This is a genomic window from Microbispora sp. H10836, from assembly GCF_012999525.1.
Taxonomy (GTDB): domain Bacteria; phylum Actinomycetota; class Actinomycetes; order Streptosporangiales; family Streptosporangiaceae; genus Microbispora.
Map to the genome: position 1 here is coordinate 254,520 of NZ_JABBWU010000004.1, position 19,211 is coordinate 273,730.

Here is a 19,211-nt window from a genome sequence, read left to right on the forward strand (position 1 = left end):
CCTCTCACAGGGCGTCCGGTGTGCTCCGAAGGCTGCGGAGCAAGTCGGAGGCGAGCTGGTTGGACACACCCAGGCGGGCGCGCAGCAGGTCGCGAGTGATGGGCTTGCCGTGCTTGGCGTGGTGTTCGTCGGCCACGCGGCGGGCGTAGTCGACCAATGCCGGGGACGGTCCCGGGCCGTCCTGGTTGCCGTCCGCGCCGTCCGGCTCGGAGGGGACGAGCGCGGGGACCGAGGACGAGGTGACGACCGGCGAGGACGACGGAACGGCGGACGAGGACGGAGCCGGGGACGGGTCGAGGCGGGTGCCGGAGGCCCGGCGTTCCAGCATGGAGACCGCGACGAGGAAGGCCCCGGCGGGTGTGGCGGCGGTGAGCCAGCCCCACAGGGTGGGGTCGGCCTGGTGGAGGTTGGCGGCCAGGGACAGGACGATGCCGGCGACGAGGACGAGGGTGGGCCAGGAGATCCAGCCCCGCCGTACCCGTCTGGTTTTCTTGTCCCGCTGGCGTTCGCGGGCGGCCATGACGCAGGTGAGGTCGACGCAGACGGCCACGGCCCAGGACATCCAGCCGGTTTGGCCGCTGGCGGCGGCGGTGTCGCGGATGTGGGTGAAGCTGCCCGCCCCGGCGATGGCGGCCAGGACCAGGACGGGGCCGGTGTCGGCCAGCCGTAGGGCCAGGCGGGACAGGGGCGCAGGCACGCGGGACACCTCCTTTCGCTCGGTGTGTCGGGTTAGGCGGCGATCTGCGGGGCTTCGCTGCCGGGGAGTTCGTGGCCGAGGCCGGAGGCGGCGACCTGCGCCCACGAGGGCGTGATGGCGGCGTAGATCTCGGCGGCCTGCTCAGCCGCAAGGGTGGAGACGTAGCCGGAGCGGGCGCGGTACCAGCGGCCATCGCTGCCCGTGATCACCGCGACGCCGGGCAGCTCCGGCGGGATCGACCGGGCGGCGACCAGGGCGTCAGGGTCGAGGTCGCCGAGGGTCATCACCGCGGTTTCGGGATCGTTGACCCGATGGCAGACCCGCCCGCCGATCTGGGCACGCAGCGCGGTTACGCCGGGGCCGAGGTCGGAACCGATCCGCTGCCCGGACAGCACCAGGTGGATGCCGAAGGCGCGACCGAGCTGGGCGATGCGCAGCAGAGCGGTAGCCGTACGGGTGACCTGGTCCTTTTCCGCTTTGTCTGCGGTCAGGAACAGCTCTGCCAGCTCGTCGACCAGGACCACGACCGGGATGGGCCGCACGCTGTCCGGCAGTTGCCAGATGTCGCGCACCCCGAGCCGGCGGCATGCCAGCATCCGGGCGCCCATGACCGCGATCAGGTCCGCCAGCAGGTCGAGGCATTCGGCCCGGGTGGTTGCGAGCGCGGTCAGCCGCGGCGCGTAGGGCGACAGCTCGACCCCGCCCTTGAGGTCGAAGCCGACCAGGGCGACCGGCTGCGGGGCCAGGCCGACGATGAGCGCGTTGATCAGGTTGGACTTGCCCGACTGCGTCGCTCCGGCGTTCATCCAGTGCGGGATGAGCCGGAAGTCCATCCGCCAGGCGGCGCCGGTCTCCAGCACTCCCACCACCGGGCGCAGCAGGTCCTCTCCCCGCCATCCCTCCCGTGGCTCAGGCGGAGGTGCGGCGGGGGCGACGTGCGCTAAAGGGTCGCGGGTGATCCCCTGGAGGGTGACGCGGCCGGGCCGGGAGCCGACGACGCGGACGGCCTCGATGCGCCAGGCGTGCGCGAGCCGATCGCACACCTTGGCGTAGTCGTCGGGGATCTGCCCGTCCAGCAGGTGGAAGGTGATGCGGAAGCCGTGCCGGACCGGGCGGGGCAGGCCCATCCACGGCTTGGTGTCGACGGCGACCCGCTGGAAGCGCCGCTTGACCCGTACGACCCCTGTCGAGGCCACCAGGCCCGGAACGGTGGTGAACCACCACCGCTGACGCTTTTTGGTCAGCCCGCAGCCGGAGGCCACGTGCCGCCACGACCAGCGCAGCCACACCGCCTTGCGCGGGAAGACGAACAGGTACCAGTACGAGACCGGCGCCCACCGCCGCCACAGGACGAGGACGACCAGGGCGGCGACGGCGAGCAGCACCGGGCGGGGCAGGTGGATCATCGCTCGACCCCCGCCCCGTACGCGGCGGCCGTCGCGGAGAGGAACGACTGCGCCCGGTAGGAGATGCCCCACCGGCCCGCCTGCTCCCAGACGTAGCCGACCAGGCCGACCGGGACCACCTCCTCCCCGGGGGCGATGGGCGGTTCGGGCGTGGTGCTGACCTTGACCAGCTCCATGCGGCCGTTGTCGTCCTCGATCAACAGCGTGACCTCGTACATGGTGTTGCCGTCCCGGTCCCGCTTGATCTCGCCGGTCTCCTTGCTGACCAGACGAGGACGGGCGGCCTTGGCGCAGGTGATGTGCAGCTTCGACACGTCGACAGGGATGGGGATGGTGCGCATGTTCTGTTCCTTCCGAGACGAGTTCTCTTGGAACTCATGGTGTTCTTAGTATGCCAAGTTGTCAAGGACTGCTTGGAGTACTTGGTTGGCCTGATGGCCGGGATGTGGTGAACTGGAGGCAAAGAGAGAGGGCCGGGATGATCGAGAAGACCGGTCGGCCTGCCTATATGCAGATCGCCGACGAACTACGCGGGCAGATCCGCAGAGGATCACTGCCGCCGGGTACGGTCCTGCCCTCGATCAACCAGCTCTGCGAGCGCTACGGCGTCTCATCCAGCGTCGTCAAAGCCGCGATCAGCGTCCTTCGTACCGAAGGGCTGATCGTCGGTCAGCAGGGCAAGGGCGTGTTCGTCCGCGAGCAGGAGAGCGCCGGCCCCGCCGAGGTGCCCGGCGGCTCGGAGATCATGGAGCAGCTCGCCGAGATGCGCGCGGCCCTGCGGGACCTGGGGGATCGGATTGCCGATCTTGAGTCCGCTGTCTTTCCAGGGCAAAAGCGATCTGATGAACCCGGCAAGTGATCTCTTCCAGTTCGGCGCGCAGCGACCGTAGGTCGGCGATGATGCGCCGGGTGGTCTCGTCGCTCATGTTCACGCTGACTCCCTGCGGTCGATGTTTCCCGGTTTCGGGATGCCGCTAGTTCACCGTGATCACGGGCTTTTCTGTATCACGCACCCTTAACTAAGCTTCTTCACGCCGTCTCATCAGCGGTCTACACGTACGTTTTCACATGCACCACCGCACGACCCACCCGAGAGTGTGAACGTGAAGGGATGCAATGAAGGCGACCCAGCGGCCCGGCTGGACCCCCTCCCGTCTGCGGGAACACCGTGAAGCCCACGGCCTTACCCTGGAGGCCGCAGGCGACCGGCTCCGAGAGACCGCCCGCCGGCACGGCCTGGCGGTGCCCGCGGCCAACTTCCAAACGCTATGGGGCCACGAGCACGGCTCCATTTACCCCGGCCCGCATTACCGCCGTGCCTACTGCCTCATGTACCGGGCCACCGAGCCCGACCTAGGATTTCGGCCGCCCCTTCCCGGCGAAACGGAGAAAGCGGAAATTATGATTTCCGATTTGCCCGCTCCCACCGACCCCGCAGCCGACAACGCCGCCGCCCAGGTGATCGAGGAGACATTGGCCAAAGTCTCCGTCGACGGCATCCAGTCCGACAACCACCAGCAGACCGCCCTGCGCAACCGCATCGTCGACGCCTGGCGCCGACGCCACGGCGGCGGCAGCCCCAAGCCGATCCTGGCCCTCGTCGGCGGCTACGCCGGATCCGGCAAGACCGAGTTCTCCCGCTTCCTGTCCGACATCACCGGCTGGGCGTTCCTGGACAAGGACTCCATCACCCGATGGATGACCGAACGTCTCCTCGTCTCGCTCGGCGCCGACCCCAACGACCGGCATAGCGAGCTGTACCTGTCCGAGGTCCGTCCGGCGGAGTACCGGTGCCTGATGGAGACCGCGTGGGACAACCTGCACGTCGGCACCTCCGCCATCCTGTCCGCGCCGTTCATTAGCGAGCTCAACGACGAGGCATGGTTCAAGCGCCTGGAGAACCGGTGCGCCGCCAAGGGCATCGATGTGGCCGCGATCTGGGTCCGCTGTGATCCCGAGTCGATGCGCGAGTACATCGAGTTTCGCGCAGCCGCCCGCGACGCCTGGAAGCTCACCAACTGGGACGAGTACGTCTCCGGCCTCAAGACCGACGCCAGTCCGCCCACGGCGCACATCACGGTCGACAACCGGTTGGGTTCGGCGATCACCCTCGCCGACCAAACGCGCGAGTCGCTCAAGCGGATCCTGACGTGACCGCGCCGCCCGTGGGGGTCGTCCTGTACGGCCCGCCCGCCAGTGGCAAGAGCACCATCACCGCCGCCATGCACCGGCACGACCCGCGGTTTCGCCTGCTGCCCAAGCTCAAAGTCGGCACCGGCCGCGCGGACGGCTACGAGTTCGTCACCGCCGAGTGGCTCGACGAGCTGCGCCGCGCGGGCCGGTTGCTGCTGGAGACCCACCGGTACGGCAACGTGTACGCCGTCGACCGCCGGCACATCGAAGACATGACCGCCGCCGGACAGGTACCGGTCGCGCACATGGGCAACATCGCCGACCTACGCCGCCTCATCGGCGGCAGGCCGAACGCGTGGCTGCGCGTGCTGATGTGGGTTCCCCGTGAGGTCACTGGGCAGCGTTCGGAAGGCCGCGGAGACGCCGACACCGTCCAACGGCTCAAAGCCTGGGACGAGACCCTCGCCGACATCACCGCCAACACCGACGACGGCTTCTTCCACCTCCGCATCGACACCGACCGCCTGGACGTTGGGACGGCCGCACGCGAGATCACTCAGGCGTTCCTCGCGCTGACCAAGGCCGTCAGCCCAGCACCCCGTCAGCCGGACAACGTGGCCGTACGCCGGGAGGGATGAGATCGGCACGCCACCAGGTGCCGCATCCGCAGCACTGCGCGCCGCCTGGAGGGTCATCACCGGTCGAGGTCCAGCAGACATCGACGTGGGCGCATCCCGCCAGCTCCGTACCCTCTTCGCGGCGCTGGCGGGACGGCGAGCCCCGGCGGCATGCGTCGTCATCGCGCCTGACCAAGCAGAATCCTCGTCCACAGGTGCTCGGCGGCAGGGGGACGGACCCACTCGCTCTCCTCGGTGAGCACCCCGTCCGAGCGGTCGTAGCGCCGCACGAACATCAAGCCGCCCGCCTGGCACAGCTCATAGACCACAGGCTGACAGTCGCAGGTGTGCCGGCGGACGCGGACGGAAGCCGCCCGAGGCAGGCTCTCCAACCACTCGATCTCCTCACACTCGCGCTGTTCGGCGGCTGGATGAATCCCTACGCAGGCCGCGATCAGCTCAAGCACATCAGACGGTTTCCGCGGACGGCGATTCGCGGGCGGGGGAGTCTTCTTGGCCACCGGCATCACCACGGCAGCGAGGAGGACGAAGGATCACGGCGAAGCTCGGCATAGCGCGAGGCGATCCGCTGGGCCGCCGTCTTGACCGCAAGCGCCCGGCAGCCGGTGTAGATCCACCGGCCCGAACGCTGCGAGACCCGGCCGGTCCACCAGCGGTAGCGCCAGCCCTCCGGCCCCCGCTCACACCACACCACGAGGTGAAGCCACACCGACAGCAGTGCGACGCCGTCACCCTCGTGAACGTCGGCGACGACACCAAGGCGTTCCAGCTCGCCCCTTAGTTGCTCGGCCACCACCAGAGCGGGAGAGCGTGTGGGAGTCGCCACCAGGCTCAAGCTTCACCGTCCTGGCTGCTTGCGGCGCCCGCGAGGCGTGAGGCGATCTCGTTCTGCCTTTCCAGCTCAAGCGCCAAGGAAGGTGCGTCGTCGCTCCACACGGTCTGCGCCAGGCCCGCGTTGAACTGCTCGGCGCTCAACGACACCGCGCGCCGTGTCGCGTACCAGCCTTGAGGGCCGGTCTCGCTAGCTCCGCGCCAGATCACCCAGTCCGGAAACTGCGCTGCAAGGTCCTGCACCATCATGAGCCACCCGATCAAGAGGGAACCATTCCTTAGTCACAGTAGCTATGTACGTACATACGTGCAATGGAATGCGCCTATGCTGCTACGTAGCTTCGGCGCTATGACGATCGATCCCAGCGCTGACCGCCCGGTCTACAAGCAACTTGCGGACCTGATCCGGGCGCGCATCGAGGCGGGGGAGTACCGCCCCGGACAGCGGCTCCCCGCCGAGAGCGATTACGTCGCTGAGTACGGCATCTCCCGCGACTCGGTACGCCGCGCCATCGCCGTACTGAGGGGAGAGGGACTGATCGTGACCGAGCTGCGAGGCTCACGCGTTCGGGAACAGGGAGAGGCGGTAACCGTCTCCATCACGCCCGGCGCCCAGGTGACCGCCCGTATGCCCACCGAACCCGAGCGCCGGCAACTCGGCGTCGCCGAAGGCGTCCCCATTTTGGTCATCACCGAGCCGGACGGCGAGGTCCGCAAGCTTCCCGCAGACCGGACCGTCATCGAAGCGGGCAAGGAACAGCAGGGCTAGCCGGTGAAGCGCGGCGTGCCTCAGCCCTCCTGACGCCCATGGCGAAGTAGGAGCAGTCTCGCCAGGCCACGCGACCCGGGTCGTGCTCGATGAGAACTTTCTCTACGTCGTTAAAGCGGCCCGCCTACGGCGGCCCGCGTCGCGCGCCGGTCGGCCAGCCGGCCGGGCTGCGGCTCTTCGGCCGGTCCCGGCCGGCGCCGCCCTGCGCGCACGAGTACGCCGGTTAAGGCCTGACGATCGCTCACTTCGGTTCTCGCCAGCCCATGGTCGGGGCGATCGGCTGCCGCGCGGCTTCCGGTGCTCAGGCCTGGCGGCCCTGCGCTCCGGGTCCGCTTGCCATCGGATGGCCCAACCCTTCGATTGACCCTCAGTGAAGCTACGTGCAGATGACTCGACGCGACTCCGAGCCATAGGTGCAGGTGCCCTGCCTAAGTTCGTTCCCTCGACTACCCTTTGCAATGTCTTTAGGAGCATGCATTAGGGTGCCGGCCCGAACAGGACCGGTGCGGTCTGGGAAGAGACGGTCGCAGGGTGTACAGCGCGCAGCAGAGCCGGATCGAGAGCTTCATCTGGGGGATCGCGGACGACGTCCTACGCGATGTGTACGTCCGAGGCAAGTATCGCGACGTGATACTTCCCATGCTCGTCCTCAGGCGCTTCGACGCCGTCCTGGAGAAGACCAAGGACGCCGTCCTGCGGACCCACGAGGAGCTCAGGAGCCTGGGCCTGGTCGACCCTGAGCAGTTGGATTTCCCGCTGCGAGAGGCCGCAGGGGAGGCGTTCTATAACACGTCGCCCTTCACCCTGCAGAAACTGTCCAAGCGAACTACGGCCCAGCAGCTCCGCAGCGACTTCGAGGCATACCTGGACGGCTTCTCGCCGAACGTCAAGGAGATCCTCGATAACTTCGAGTTCCGTAACCAGATCCCCAAGCTAACCCGTAACGACACCCTCGGCATGCTGATTAACAAGCTGTTGTCGCCGGAGATCAACCTTTCCCCCGAGCCAGTGCTCGACGCGTATGGGCGGGTCCGCCTGCCGGGTCTCGACAACCATGCCATGGGTACGATCTTCGAGAATCTGGTGCGTCGGTTCAACGAGGAGAATAACGAGGAGGCTGGCGAGCACTGGACCCCGCGTGACGTGGTCAAGCTCATGACCCGGCTGATGTTCCTGCCTATCGCGGGAAAGATCAAGGGGGGGACATACCTGCTCTACGACGGCGCGTGCGGTACCGGCGGCATGCTCACCGTCGCTGAGGAAACCCTGCGTAGCCTCGCCGCCGAGCACGGTGCGAAGGACATCGTCACCCGCCTGTACGGCCAGGAGATCAATTCTGAGACGTACGCCATCTGCAAGGCTGACATGTTGCTGAAGGGTGATGGCGACGCCGCCGACAACATCAAGGGCGGTCCCGAATGGTCCACGCTCTCCAACGACGCCTTCCCCCGTCAGCAGTTCGACTTCATGCTCGCCAACCCTCCGTACGGCAAGAGCTGGAAGGCCGACCTGGAGCGGCTGGGTGGGAAAGCGAATATTTCTGACCCCCGGTTCATCGTCACCTTCGATGGCGAGACGAAGCCGTCCTCGCTCGCCACCAGCTCAAGCGATGGCCAGATGATGTTCCTGGCGAACATGGTCTCTAAGATGAAGTCCGAGTCGCCGCTGGGCAGCCGGATCGCTGAGATTCACAACGGCTCGTCCCTCTTCACTGGGGACGCCGGGAGCGGCGAGAGTGACATCCGGCGCTGGATCGTTGAGAACGACTGGCTTGAGGCGATCGTCGCGTTGCCGCTGAACATGTTTTACAACACCGGTATCGCCACCTATATCTGGGTGATCACCAACCGGAAGTCTGAGGCCCGTAAGGGCAAGGTGCAGCTGATCGACGCCACCGGCTGGTCCACTCCGCTGCGCAAGAACCTGGGGAGCAAGAACTGCGAGTTGTCCGCGGTCGACGTCGGGCGCGTTACTCAGGCGTTCATGGACTTCGCTGAAACGGGACAATCCAAGATCTTCCCGAACGAGAAGTTCGGCTATTGGAAGATCACGGTGGAGCGCCCCTTGCGCCTCCGCAGCCAGTTCACCAAGGCGCGTGTGGACGCCTTGCGCTTCGTATCGGGAGAGGCGGAGGCGCGAGAGCTGCTGTACGAGAAGTTCGGTGACGATCTGTTCACGGACTTCGCGGGCGTGGTCAAGCAGGTGCGCGAGCAACTGGAATCGTGGGCGCACGCGGCCGGTTCCGACGAGGACGGGGCGGACCCCGACGTGCCTGTGCTTAAAGAGGCGGCGCGTAAGAAGCTGCTGAAGGCGCAGACCTGGGAGCGGGACGGGCAATTGGTCAAGGTCGGTGCGGCGCTGCTCGATGACATGGGCGAGCAGGTCTTCAACGACTACAACGAGTTCCAGCGTCAGGCCGGTCTGGTAATGGGCCGCCTCGGCCTCAAGCTGAGTCCGGCCGACCGCGAGGTGATGCTGCGCTGCATGAGCTGGCGCGACGAGACCGCGAAGCCGGTAATCCTCAAGCGGTACAAGGCCGGCGCTGTCGCGCGCCCTCTGTACGGCCTGTACGAGATCGAGGAAACAACGTTGGCAAAACCCCAGACGCTTGTCGTCGAATACGAGCCCGACAGTGAATTGCGCGACACGGAACGGGTGCCGTTGCTGGAGCCCGGTGGCATCGAGGCGTTCTTCCAACGCGAGGTCCTGCCGTACGTGAAAGACGCGTGGATCAAAGAAACCGCGACCAAGAAGGGGTACGAGATTAGCTTCACTCGCCACTTCTACAAGCCCCCCGTGCTGCGCAGCCTGGAAGAGATCCGGGCCGACATCATGGCTCTGGAGAAGGAAACCGAAGGGCTGCTCGGTAATCTGTTTGAGGGAGATTCCGAGTGAAAGTTAAGCTGCGTGAGTACCTACACTCCTCGGACTTCATGCAACCGTGGATCGGGTGCATCCCAGCGCATTGGAATATATCTCGCGGGAAGAATCTGTTCACCCTTATGTCGCGGCCAGTCAGACGCAGCGACGAGGTCGTAACATGCTTTCGCGACGGAACCGTCACGCTGCGAAAAAACCGACGTACGACTGGATTCACGGAATCCGTCAAGGAGATTGGATACCAAGGGGTCCGCAAAGGTGACCTGGTTATTCATGCCATGGACGCGTTTGCGGGTGCGGTGGGCGTGTCCGACTCCGATGGGAAATGCACCCCTGCCTACACTGTCTGTCAGCCTCGCCCCGGAGCGAACGCCGAGTACTATGCCCTACTCATCAGACACATGGCGCTATCTGGGTGGATCGCGGCCCTGGCCACGGGGATCCGCGAGCGGTCTACGGACTTCCGGTTCAGTCAGTTTGGCTTGCAGGTCTTGCCGGTTCCGCCTCTCGATGAGCAGCAGGCCATCGCCAAGTACGTACGGCACGTTGAGCGAGAAGTGGGAACAGCCATCCGGGCCAAGCAACGAATGATGGCCTTGCTGAAAGAGCATAAGCAAGCAGTGGTGGACTTTGAGGTCACCGGAGGACTCGGGATAGATATTGTGAACCTCACGCAATCAGAACTTCCTAAGGGGTGGAAGACAGAGCCATTCTTAAGGCGTGTCATCGAACGAGCTGACTACCGTGGAGCAACTCCCGAGAAGACGACATCGGGAATAACGCTGGTTACCGCAAAGAACATCCGCAGAGGATATATCGACTACGATGCCTCGCGAGAATATGTCGACCCCAAGAAGTACGCAACGATCATGCGACGCGGCCTTCCGCGCGTTGGTGACCTACTATTTACCACTGAAGCACCTCTCGGTAATTTCGCACTGGCTGATCGAGAAAATGTCGCTTTTGCCCAGAGGGTTATGAGATTTCGGTTCGAGCCGACTGCGGTTGACCCTCGATTCATCCTCCATGCCTTTGCCTCTTCGTGCGTGCAACAGCAATTGGCGCAGCGTGCGACGGGATCGACAGCCCCAGGAATCAAGGCGAGTAAACTACCGCAGATCCTCGTTTCTTTTCCTCCTTTGGAGGAGCAAGTGGAAATTTCCCGCCGTATTGATGATTTGACAGGGGTGGCGACACGACTGATCGAGAAAACTGAGCGTGAAATCTCCCTCCTTCGCGAATACCAGAACCGCTTGATCGCCGATGTGGTCACCGGGAAGCTCGATGTCCGTGCCGCCGCAGTGGCACTGCCCGACGTGGACCCGCACGGCCCTGGCCCGGCGGCGTACGACGCCGACGAGGAAGGGCTAGACGGTGACCTGGACTGCGATGACCTGACCGAGGAGTCGATGTGAGCGGCACAGCGGGTTTATACGGCGGTACGGATATGAGCGAGGGAGCCCTCGAACGCGACATCGTCGCGGACATGACCTCGCCGTCGGGTGGGTGGATTGAGGGATCCGTTAAGTCGTATGACCGCGGCCGCGCTATGGACGTTGAGCAACTTCGGGCGTTCCTAGAGGAGACCCAGCCGGAGGCCGCCGCGGCGTTCGAGCTTGACAATCCCCAGTCCGACACGCGCGCGCAGTTCCTCAACCGCGTGCAGGGCTATATCACTCAGCACGGTGTCGTGGACCTTCTGCGGAAGGGGATGAACCACTCCACCAGCACGGGCGCATACGAGGTCGTCTTCTACGGGGCGACGCCCTCGCCGGGCAACGCTGTAGCCGAGCGGCGTTACCGTGCCAACCGCTGGAGTGTGACTCGACAGCTGCGCTACAGCCAGGACGACACGCAGTTAGCCCTGGATCTGGCCATCTTCGTCAACGGTTTGCCGCTCGCGACGTTCGAGCTGAAGAACCGCCAGACCAAGCAGACGGTAGAGGACGCGGTTGAGCAGTACAAGAACACACGCGACTCACGTGAGCTGCTCTTTGCCGACGGCCGCTGTCTCGCGCACTTCGCGGTGGATGAGCACTCGGTGCGGTTCTGCACCCGGCTGGCCGGCAAGAGGTCCTGGTTCCTTCCCTTCGACAAGGGGTGGGACGGCGGCGGCGGCAACCCACCCAACCCTCACGGCTACAGGACGGCGTACCTCTGGCAGGAGGTTCTATCGCCAAGCAGCCTTGCAGACATCATCGAGCACTACGCCGCCCGGCTGGTGGAGAAGGACCCTAAGACCAAAAAGACGAAGCGGTGGCAGATCTTCCCTCGATACCACCAACTCGACGTCGTCCGTAAGCTTCTCAAGGACAGTGAGGAGAACGGCGCCGGCCAGCGCTATCTGATTCAGCACTCGGCCGGCAGCGGCAAGTCCAACTCCATTGCCTGGCTGGCGCACCAACTGGTCGGTCTCGGCGGCGACGACTCGCCCGTTTTCGACGCGGTTATCGTAGTCACTGACCGCATCAACTTGGACACGCAGATCGAGCGTACGGTCAAGCAGTTCACGCAGCTCCGATCACTCGTGAAGCACGCCGACAAGTCGAAGGACCTGCGCGAGGCCCTCGCCAATGGTACGAAGATCGTCATCTCCACCGTTCAGAAGTTCCCGGTGATACTTCAGGACATCGGCAACGCGCACCGGGACCGGCGGTTCGCCATCATCATCGACGAAGCGCACTCCGGGCAGGGCGGTAAGACGACTCACGCCATGAGCAGCGCGCTTGGTACCGCTCCGGAAGATGTCGAGGAAGAGGAGACGACCGAAGACAAGATCAACAAGATCATCGACAGCCAGAAGTTGCTCAACAACGCCAGTTACTACGCCTTCACGGCCACGCCCAAGGAGCGGACGCTCGGTTACTTCGGCCGCCGCGGCACGGATGGACGCGATTATCCCTTCCACATCTACACGATGAAGCAGGCGATCGAAGAGGGTTTCATCCTGGACGTCCTGAAGAGTTACACGACGGTGGAGAGCTACTACAAGCTTGTCAAGTCGGTTGAGGACGACCCCGAGTTCGACGCCAAGAAAGCCGTGAAGAAGTTGCGCCGTTATGTCGAGGGCAACGAGCACGCGATCCAAACCAAAGCGTCGATTATGGTCGACCACCTGCTGGAGCAGGTAATCCGGCCTCGGAAGATCGGCGGTAAAGCGCGTGCCATGGTGGTGGCCGACGGCATCTCGCGAGCGCTGGACTACTACTTCGCCATCAACGCCTATCTGAAAAAGCTGGGCAGTCCTTATCGGGCCATCGTTGCCTTCTCGGGCGAGCACGAACATGGTGGCAAGAACGTTACCGAGGCGAGCCTGAATGGTTTTCCGAGTAGCGCCATCGAGAAGACCTTCCGCGAGGACCCTTACCGCATCCTTGTCTGCGCAGACAAGTTCCAGACGGGTTACGACGAACCGCTCCTGCACACCATGTACGTTGATAAGCCGCTGTCCGGCGTACGGGCTGTGCAGACTCTGTCCCGGCTGAACCGTGCCCACCCCGACAAGCACGACGTGGCCGTCCTAGACTTCTACAACAAGGCCGAGGGCATCCAGAAGTCGTTTATGCGGTGGTACCGCACCACTGTGCTAGCGGAAGCGGTCGATCCCAACAAGCTTCACGATCTGCGAGCGGTTCTCGATGGCGCGGGGGTTTACGGTCGCGAAGACATCGACCACTTCGTTGAGATGTTCCTAGCCAAGGAGCCCCGCTCGCGCCTAGAAGCACTCCTCGACCAGCTCGTCGTCACCTACCAGGAGCTCAACAGTGAGGACCAGCAGGTTGAGTTCAAGAGCACGGCCAAGGCGTTCGTCCGCACATATGACTATCTGGCGGGCATACTCCCCTACCGTAACCCCGAGTGGCTGAAGCTGTCGATCTTGCTGACGTTCCTGATCCCCAAACTGCCTGCACCGATTGAGGAGGACCTGTCCAGGGGCATCTTGGAGACGGTAGACCTGGACAGTTACCGGGCCGAGCAGCAGGCAGCGATCAGCATCACCCTAGGCAACGAGGATGCGGAACTGACGGGTGGCGGTCCTATGGGCGCCGGACATCGGCCCGAGCCCGAGCTGAAGCCGGCCTCGATCATCCTTCAGGACTTCAACCAGCACTTCGGCAACATCCCCTGGACAGACAAAGACCGGATACGCCATCTGATCGCTGTGGAGATACCCGCGAAGGTTCGCGAGGACAAACAGTACGTCAACGCCCAGCGATACAACGATGAGCAGAACGCACGCGTCGAGAGCGATGCCGCCGTGCAGCGGGCAATCATGGCGTTCCTCAAGTCCGACACGGAGCTTTACAGTCATTTCGCCGGCAACCCCGCGTTCAAGAGGTGGCTGACAGAAATGATTTTTCGGGAAACTTACGACCCGACAGCCAGGGATATCGAAGGTGCTGGCGATTGACTGCGCTTGCGATGAAGCGATTAGCCCTCGCCGAAGTCTAGACCTATCACTGCACTTGGACGGGCCTGCGTCGGGCTAGGATCGACGGGACTGCAGGTGGTTTGAGCTCCTTATTATTCCTATTCCCCTGGCAATCTGGGTTTTGCGGCGATTGCCACCTTGACTGTCTTCTCGGTGACCCACAGCATATGTGTAAGCGCCAAAGCTGCGAATAGGACAGCACAGAGGCAAGAAATCGCTGTCAGTCTATTTGGGGTCGAGTCGTTATCGACTATCAGTGCAATAAGGGATAGCAGGGTGGCCATAGCGGCCCACCGCATGCTTCTCGTGTAGGAGCCGAAGAGACGGGGCCACTGCTTGGTTCGACGCAATATTTCGAAGCGGGGAGAGTTGACGAAAGTCAAAGCGATAGTGATGGCTGCAACAATGAAGCCGAGGAGGGTTCCGTGAAGCCCAACCGTGGCAGTATAGATATCTTTTCGTCGGTTGAGTAAAATCTCCTGCATTGGGTGATTTACTTCTGCGATAAATGATATTTTATACAGCAGTGTAGAGGTGGCGGCGAATGTGAATAGCTCTGTGGCGAAGGAGGGGAATCGCCGTCGCGTCATCCGTTGCACCTCTTAGGGGGATTGATTCGAACCCTTCAAGGACACACTAGCGGACGAGGCCGACAAAAGATCTTCGTGTAGCTCCTCGTAGGCGGCGATGATCTGCCGGTATGCATCCTCCCTGTTCAACACTCTGGATCTCTGGCTCTGGCGCAGGATCGTCTTCTTACTGATGAGCTGGTCCTCGAGCAGGTTGATCTCATCGGTTCTCCCGGTTTCGCCGTCGACGACGGTCGCCTTGAGCTCTTCTGTCTGGTCCCGAAGGTCTTCCCTGCGAACGAGGCGACGCAAGAAGTTGATCAAGTCAGATTTGAGGTCGACTCTTTTGTACGGCTCTGGCTGAAGTATGAGTCCGACAACCGCGGCATCACTTCCGGTGGCCGCCGCATCAAGTGCCTTGCCGAGCGATTCGTTGGCTTCTCCGATAGTCGCCACGTATGACTTGCGCACTCGTAGTGTGAGCTTGCGAACGGCCTTAAGCCCCTCCAACTGCTGTGCCACGTCGTGGTTGAGCAGTGCCTCGAGTGTGAACTTTGGCTTTGGCTCAGATAGCGCATGCTCCATGTATCTAGGCAGGCGCTTCGCGCGGGGACCGTAGAAGTTGTGCTCCACGCCGACGATTCCATCAGGGAACAGGCAAATATGCGATGTCTCGCATAGTCCTTCGTCTTCGCCGAGAGTGAGGTTGCGGAGGATGCCTCCAAGCTCTGACTGCGGAAGTGCATTCCTCCGAATGGTTCCCAGTCGAACCATCGTGATGTCTCCGACGGTGTCGTCTACCCAGGCACACAAACTACTGCCATCCGCCTGGTTCATGTAGCGACGACTGCCGGGGGCGAAGGAAAGGTCGTTGATTGCTTTGAGTCCAGATCGCAACTCAACGTCGATGTTCTTGGGGATGCCGGTTTCATCGGCGCCGGCATCGACCCGATAGAAGTAGATGCTTCTTTTGACGCTTGGTGGCTTCGGTTGGCGGAGGCGACGCTGGGGTGCCGAGGAACTCATGACTATAGAGTGCCACAAGCGGCTGGCTGCTGCGTCCGGTAAGCAGTGGTTCGGATCGATATGCCTATGCCAAGTGGCCCGTTTGCACTATGTGTTGCTCTGAGGCTGAGGTATTTGTGTGCTATGTAACCTTTATTCGAGAGTGAACATGCGATCTTGAGTCGCCATGTCGGTCCCTCGGGCCTTCCAAGCTGCAGCATGGCCGTCCGGGTCCACATGCCACAGGAGAACCGCGAACGAGCCGTCGGACAGGGCGCCATGCAACCGCGAGTAACTGGCAAGGCGACATCGTGCATTGAAGTGGGTGATGGCCCAGAAGCACGCAAGAGCATCGATACGTCGCCGTAGGCCAATGATCGCGAAGCGTCCCTTACGAACCCTGCAACGTGTCGCGCCGCTTCCGTTCCTCCGGTCTGGCCACCCTGCGGTCTGGGTCCGCTTGCCGCCGTCTGAGGTGAGGCCCAGCCATCGGTCGGAGGCTGTTTGACACGGTAGGCGACCGGCTACGGTGTGCTCGTGCAGCGGCTCGCGCTCTTCGACTTGGACAACACCCTCGTAGATCTTGATGCGGCGTTCCGGGTGTGGGTTGAGGAGTTCGCCGACGAACACCAGCTGGAGGTCGAGGCGGTCGATTGGCTGATCGGTCTGGACCGGGACGGTTACCCGCACCGAGAGGTGTTCTTCAGCAAGGTCCGCGAGCGGTTCGCGCTGCCTGACTCCGTCGAGGAGTTGTGGGGTAGCTACCGGCGGCGGATGCCGTACCTCGTGCGCTCTCGTCCCGAGGTGCTGGATGGCCTGGCTCGGCTGCGCGCGTCTGGCTGGCGAGTCGCGATCGTTACCAACGGGACGGCGGACAACCAGCTCGGGAAGATCCAGCAGACAGGGTTGGCCGAGGCCGTCGACGCCTGTGCGCTGTCGGGGCTGGAGGGCATCCGTAAACCCGACGTCGGTCTGTTCGAGATCGCAGCCAAGCGTTGCGGAGCGGCTCTCGCCGAGGGCGGATGGGTGATCGGTGACAATCTGACCGCTGACATAGCCGGCGGACGGGCCGCGGGACTCCGGACGATCTGGATTGACCGAGGCACCTGGTCCGGTGTCGATCACCAGGCCGACCACGTGGTTACCGACGTACTGCACGCCATCGAGATTCTTGAGCACCACGGCTGATGTGACGACAACGCTGACGACAACGTCGGCCACCATGAGCGCACATTGACCTCCGAGCAGCACCCCTGACCTCGGGACGGACCGGGGGAGCAGGGCGATTGTTCCGCCTGAAAAGCGGAAGGTCGGCAGTTCGACCCTGCCCCTGACCACCACCCCTGAACAGCCCAAACGCCCCGAGTGATCACGCTCCGGGGCGTTTTTGATCTCCAATGACAGCAACAAGCATCGTCTTCTTCCAGCAAGGGATCGTCGTTCAACTGCCTTGATGGCGGATGAGCGCCAGATCCGGGCGTCGACGCCTGTCCGCAGACGTCCGAGGTTAGACGTTGATTCGATTGTGATCGCGTCTGGGTATCACTGTTTGCTGTGGCACATCCGTGGGCGAGGCTCTCGCGTTGGAGACGCATCCGTAGATGGACAGGGATCGCCGCGGTCTTCGTGGGTCTGGCCGCCTGTCAGGGGGCGTTCGGGCGCAATATCCAGGCGGTCACGTACGGCGAGCCCACATCGTGCCCCAGCGACCTATTCGAGCCCGGGCCTGCGGCCGGGACGGTGATTGATTGCGTGGGATGGACACTGCACGTGCCATTCGGCATGGATATCGAGCTCAGTACGGCCGCCAGCAATGCTCGCTCTGAGTCGATGCACGACACCGGCCGTATCCCCATCGAGATCACCCCGGACGGACACCGCGTCGCCTACTTGGACGTGAGGGAGCTCCGCTACGTCGCCAAGGATCTCCGCTCCGGCTTCACCCGCCCGATCACACCACGCCTCACCACTGAGGAGATCGTCGCAATCACCTCGGTGGCCAGTTCCGCCGACAGCCGCCACTTCGCCGTGTCCACCAGTGAGAACCGTCGGACATTCGTCACGGACTTCGAGACGGGCCGGACGAGGACACTCAACCAGGTGTGCTGGGCCTACGGGCTGACCGGCGACAGCCTGATGGGCAGCGCGGGCTGCGATGGTCGCGACGTCTCGATCGACGCCATCCGCTTCGACGGCACGGCGACCCGCTTCCGGTCGGAGGAGGAGCGTCCCCGTGATATGTCCGCAGATCTGCGGTGGTACATCGACTTGGGGGAGCCGACTTCGGTGTACGAGACCGCAACCGGGCGGCGGGTGCGGGTCCTGCCCTCTGAGCTCAGCGAATTCCAGTGGGCGGGCGCCGACACCCTGGTCGCACGGGACGCGGATATCCAGGATGGGGACGACTACATAGCCATCGACGCCAGAACGGGCGAGCTCATCTCGATTGGCATCCCATACTCCGACTCAATCGTCTTCGGGAAGGTCCGTTGATGTCGGACTGGTACGAGCAGGTCCGCCGTACGGCGTCGCTGTTGGGCGGACGCACGCCGTATGCCCGGCGCATGGCGGAGAAGGCACTGCGCGACAGGGCAGGCACGAAGGACGCCTTCTTCTCGCTCTATCGGTCCTATCTCAGCCGCTTCCGCGTCTGGCCCGATCCGGGCTGGGGGAAGGAACTCTCCAATTTGCAGCGTGCCGTCCTGGTTGCGTTGCACCATGACGGCTGGACCGAGCAGGAGACCGCCTATTTGTGTGGGCGAAGTAGAAGAGCCGTGCGGCGGGCGGGCGAGAAAGGGCTTCGTGCTCTGGGCACCGATGGCACGGCTCTCGCCGGCACGCTACGGGCAATGACGGAGGATCTTCCTGCGGTCGCCGAGCGGGAGCCCGGGCGGAATAACGCCGGGTGCGGTGCCTTGATTGCCTGCCTTGTCGCCTTGGTCCTCATGGTGGCCTATTGCTCGGCCCTAGATGCTTTGCTCGGACAGGGCGCAGGCCGCGCTCCCTTCGTCGCCCTTGCCTTTTCGGAGCTCAAACCATTGCACGGTCCTATGCAGGCCACGCTCCGGTACGCCTACCGCGTCGACGCGCCGGTAACCGTGCTCACCGATGAAAGCTACTGGGTCGTCATCACCGAGTCGAACCAACGGCTGCTTGTCGAGGACGCCACCCCAAGCGACCTCGAGATCAGCCCGAACGGCCGGAGGCTGGCCTACCACAGCCGGAGCAAGCGCAAGGTCGTCGTGTATGACCTTCCGTCGGGAAAGATCAGCACGATATCGAAAGCCGATGCGTTGGACTACCGACTGAATCTTCCTTCGGACTACCGACTGTATTTTTCTCCGGACGGTCGCCGCCTCGCGTTCACTTCCGAGGACAAACTGTATGTCTGGGACGGCAAGCGGCGGCGTGTCCCGGGGTTTGGGCCGGAGTCGACACTGAACGGCTGGTTAGCGGGCGGGCAGGCCCTGCTGGTTGAAGACTTGGAGGGTGCCCGGGCGGTCGATCTCAGTGGCAGCGTCTTGTTCAGCACAGAGGACTTGGGCCACTTGGGCCCGTTGCACGACGGGAGGACGTGGATCGGCGTCGACGATGACGAGAATCGCTTCACGCGGTACGGCCGGCGCACAGGTCGCCGGAGCATGCGGCTGCCCACGACCGCGAGGCTCCAAAGGGTCGAGTGTTGGACCAGTGCGGACACCTTCGTGATCAGTACCGACGGCTACGGGCCCAGCAACTACTACCGGGTCGACATCGAGACCGGGGAAGCCGAGCCTCTGCCTGCTCTGGTCCCGGAAGACCTGAGAGAAGTGCGGTTCCCCGGGTGTGTGCGATGATCGACAAACCCGGGG

17 protein-coding genes are annotated in these 19,211 nt (G+C 63.6%); 10 read left to right on the plus strand and 7 right to left on the minus strand.

Annotated features, from left to right (window positions below; all coding sequences use genetic code 11):
- Nucleotides 1-4: 4 nt before the first annotated feature.
- The 3 genes from HHX30_RS10745 to HHX30_RS10755 are packed head-to-tail and all read right to left on the minus strand — an operon-like array spanning nt 5 to nt 2,444.
- On the minus strand, nt 5-685 hold the full coding sequence (locus HHX30_RS10745) for a DUF2637 domain-containing protein (RefSeq protein ID WP_169981873.1): 681 nt from the start codon (nt 683-685) through the stop codon (nt 5-7).
- Nucleotides 686-729: 44 nt separating this feature from the next.
- Nucleotides 730-2,103, minus strand: coding sequence for an FtsK/SpoIIIE domain-containing protein (locus tag HHX30_RS10750; RefSeq protein WP_169981733.1), 1,374 nt, complete (start codon nt 2,101-2,103; stop codon nt 730-732).
- Nucleotides 2,100-2,444: a hypothetical protein gene (locus HHX30_RS10755; RefSeq protein ID WP_169981734.1), complete on the minus strand. Its 345-nt coding sequence runs from the start codon at nt 2,442-2,444 to the stop codon at nt 2,100-2,102. The genes HHX30_RS10750 and HHX30_RS10755 overlap by 4 nt, the downstream gene beginning before the upstream one ends.
- A 137-nt stretch (nt 2,445-2,581) precedes the next feature.
- On the opposite strand from HHX30_RS10755, the gene HHX30_RS10760 reads away from it, so the two are divergent.
- From HHX30_RS10760 to HHX30_RS10770, 3 genes are all read left to right on the plus strand, one after another.
- Entirely contained in the window at nt 2,582-2,962 is a 381-nt protein-coding gene (locus HHX30_RS10760; protein WP_169981735.1) for a GntR family transcriptional regulator, read from the plus strand.
- A gap of 257 nt (nt 2,963-3,219) precedes the next feature.
- Nucleotides 3,220-4,257, plus strand: coding sequence for an AAA family ATPase (locus HHX30_RS10765; protein ID WP_169981736.1), 1,038 nt, complete (start codon nt 3,220-3,222; stop codon nt 4,255-4,257).
- On the plus strand, nt 4,254-4,874 hold the full coding sequence (locus tag HHX30_RS10770) for a guanylate kinase (protein WP_169981737.1): 621 nt from the start codon (nt 4,254-4,256) through the stop codon (nt 4,872-4,874). The genes HHX30_RS10765 and HHX30_RS10770 overlap by 4 nt, the downstream gene beginning before the upstream one ends.
- 158 nt (nt 4,875-5,032) lie before the next feature.
- Here the strand turns inward: HHX30_RS10770 and HHX30_RS10775 are convergent, their stop codons facing one another.
- Genes HHX30_RS10775 through HHX30_RS10785 form a run of 3 tightly spaced genes read right to left on the minus strand, consistent with a single transcriptional unit; the run spans nt 5,033 to nt 5,954 of the window.
- The gene (locus HHX30_RS10775) at nt 5,033-5,320 is read right to left on the minus strand and encodes a hypothetical protein (RefSeq protein WP_311922304.1); all 288 of its coding nucleotides are present in this window, start codon (nt 5,318-5,320) and stop codon (nt 5,033-5,035) included.
- Nucleotides 5,321-5,379: 59 nt separating this feature from the next.
- Nucleotides 5,380-5,700, minus strand: coding sequence for a hypothetical protein (locus tag HHX30_RS10780; protein WP_169981738.1), 321 nt, complete (start codon nt 5,698-5,700; stop codon nt 5,380-5,382).
- Between the two features lie 5 nt (nt 5,701-5,705).
- Nucleotides 5,706-5,954, minus strand: coding sequence for a hypothetical protein (locus HHX30_RS10785; protein WP_169981739.1), 249 nt, complete (start codon nt 5,952-5,954; stop codon nt 5,706-5,708).
- A gap of 100 nt (nt 5,955-6,054) precedes the next feature.
- On the opposite strand from HHX30_RS10785, the gene HHX30_RS10790 reads away from it, so the two are divergent.
- The 4 genes from HHX30_RS10790 to HHX30_RS10805 all read left to right on the plus strand — a co-directional run bounded on the left by HHX30_RS10790 (nt 6,055) and on the right by HHX30_RS10805 (nt 13,765).
- Nucleotides 6,055-6,474 carry a winged helix-turn-helix domain-containing protein gene (locus HHX30_RS10790; RefSeq protein ID WP_169981740.1) on the plus strand — a complete coding sequence of 140 codons (420 nt, stop codon included), beginning with the start codon at nt 6,055-6,057 and terminating at the stop codon, nt 6,472-6,474.
- A gap of 531 nt (nt 6,475-7,005) precedes the next feature.
- On the plus strand, nt 7,006-9,369 hold the full coding sequence (locus tag HHX30_RS10795) for a class I SAM-dependent DNA methyltransferase (RefSeq protein ID WP_169981741.1): 2,364 nt from the start codon (nt 7,006-7,008) through the stop codon (nt 9,367-9,369).
- 386 nt (nt 9,370-9,755) lie between these two features.
- Nucleotides 9,756-10,769: a restriction endonuclease subunit S gene (locus tag HHX30_RS10800; protein ID WP_169981742.1), complete on the plus strand. Its 1,014-nt coding sequence runs from the start codon at nt 9,756-9,758 to the stop codon at nt 10,767-10,769.
- Nucleotides 10,766-13,765 carry a type I restriction endonuclease gene (locus HHX30_RS10805; RefSeq protein WP_211591849.1) on the plus strand — a complete coding sequence of 1,000 codons (3,000 nt, stop codon included), beginning with the start codon at nt 10,766-10,768 and terminating at the stop codon, nt 13,763-13,765. The genes HHX30_RS10800 and HHX30_RS10805 overlap by 4 nt, the downstream gene beginning before the upstream one ends.
- A 623-nt stretch (nt 13,766-14,388) precedes the next feature.
- On the opposite strand, the gene HHX30_RS10810 is transcribed toward HHX30_RS10805, so the two are convergent.
- Complete coding sequence (locus HHX30_RS10810) at nt 14,389-15,381, minus strand: hypothetical protein (RefSeq protein ID WP_169981743.1); 993 nt, start codon at nt 15,379-15,381, stop codon at nt 14,389-14,391.
- 516 nt (nt 15,382-15,897) lie between these two features.
- Between HHX30_RS10810 and HHX30_RS10815 the strand changes: the two genes are divergently transcribed.
- The 3 genes from HHX30_RS10815 to HHX30_RS10825 all read left to right on the plus strand — a co-directional run bounded on the left by HHX30_RS10815 (nt 15,898) and on the right by HHX30_RS10825 (nt 19,196).
- Complete coding sequence (locus HHX30_RS10815; protein ID WP_169981744.1) at nt 15,898-16,548, plus strand: HAD family hydrolase; 651 nt, start codon at nt 15,898-15,900, stop codon at nt 16,546-16,548.
- Nucleotides 16,549-16,986: 438 nt separating this feature from the next.
- A complete protein-coding gene (locus HHX30_RS10820) occupies nt 16,987-17,853 on the plus strand; it encodes a hypothetical protein (protein ID WP_169981745.1) in 867 nt (288 codons plus the stop codon).
- Nucleotides 17,853-19,196 carry a PD40 domain-containing protein gene (locus tag HHX30_RS10825; protein WP_169981746.1) on the plus strand — a complete coding sequence of 448 codons (1,344 nt, stop codon included), beginning with the start codon at nt 17,853-17,855 and terminating at the stop codon, nt 19,194-19,196. The genes HHX30_RS10820 and HHX30_RS10825 overlap by 1 nt, the downstream gene beginning before the upstream one ends.
- Nucleotides 19,197-19,211: the final 15 nt, after the last annotated feature.

What these genes read in the sequence shown, in the direction of transcription:
- HHX30_RS10750 (WP_169981733.1), bottom strand. Translation starts at nt 2,103, where the DNA reads ATGATCCACCTGCCCCGCCCGGTGCTGCTCGCCGTCGCCGCCCTGGTC.
- HHX30_RS10755 (WP_169981734.1), bottom strand. Translation starts at nt 2,444, where the DNA reads ATGCGCACCATCCCCATCCCTGTCGACGTGTCGAAGCTGCACATCACC.
- HHX30_RS10760 (WP_169981735.1), top strand. Translation starts at nt 2,582, where the DNA reads ATGATCGAGAAGACCGGTCGGCCTGCCTATATGCAGATCGCCGACGAA.
- HHX30_RS10765 (WP_169981736.1), top strand. Translation starts at nt 3,220, where the DNA reads ATGAAGGCGACCCAGCGGCCCGGCTGGACCCCCTCCCGTCTGCGGGAA.
- HHX30_RS10785 (WP_169981739.1), bottom strand. Translation starts at nt 5,954, where the DNA reads ATGATGGTGCAGGACCTTGCAGCGCAGTTTCCGGACTGGGTGATCTGG.
- HHX30_RS10790 (WP_169981740.1), top strand. Translation starts at nt 6,055, where the DNA reads ATGACGATCGATCCCAGCGCTGACCGCCCGGTCTACAAGCAACTTGCG.
- HHX30_RS10800 (WP_169981742.1), top strand. Translation starts at nt 9,756, where the DNA reads ATGGCGCTATCTGGGTGGATCGCGGCCCTGGCCACGGGGATCCGCGAG.
- HHX30_RS10810 (WP_169981743.1), bottom strand. Translation starts at nt 15,381, where the DNA reads ATGAGTTCCTCGGCACCCCAGCGTCGCCTCCGCCAACCGAAGCCACCA.
- HHX30_RS10825 (WP_169981746.1), top strand. Translation starts at nt 17,853, where the DNA reads ATGTCGGACTGGTACGAGCAGGTCCGCCGTACGGCGTCGCTGTTGGGC.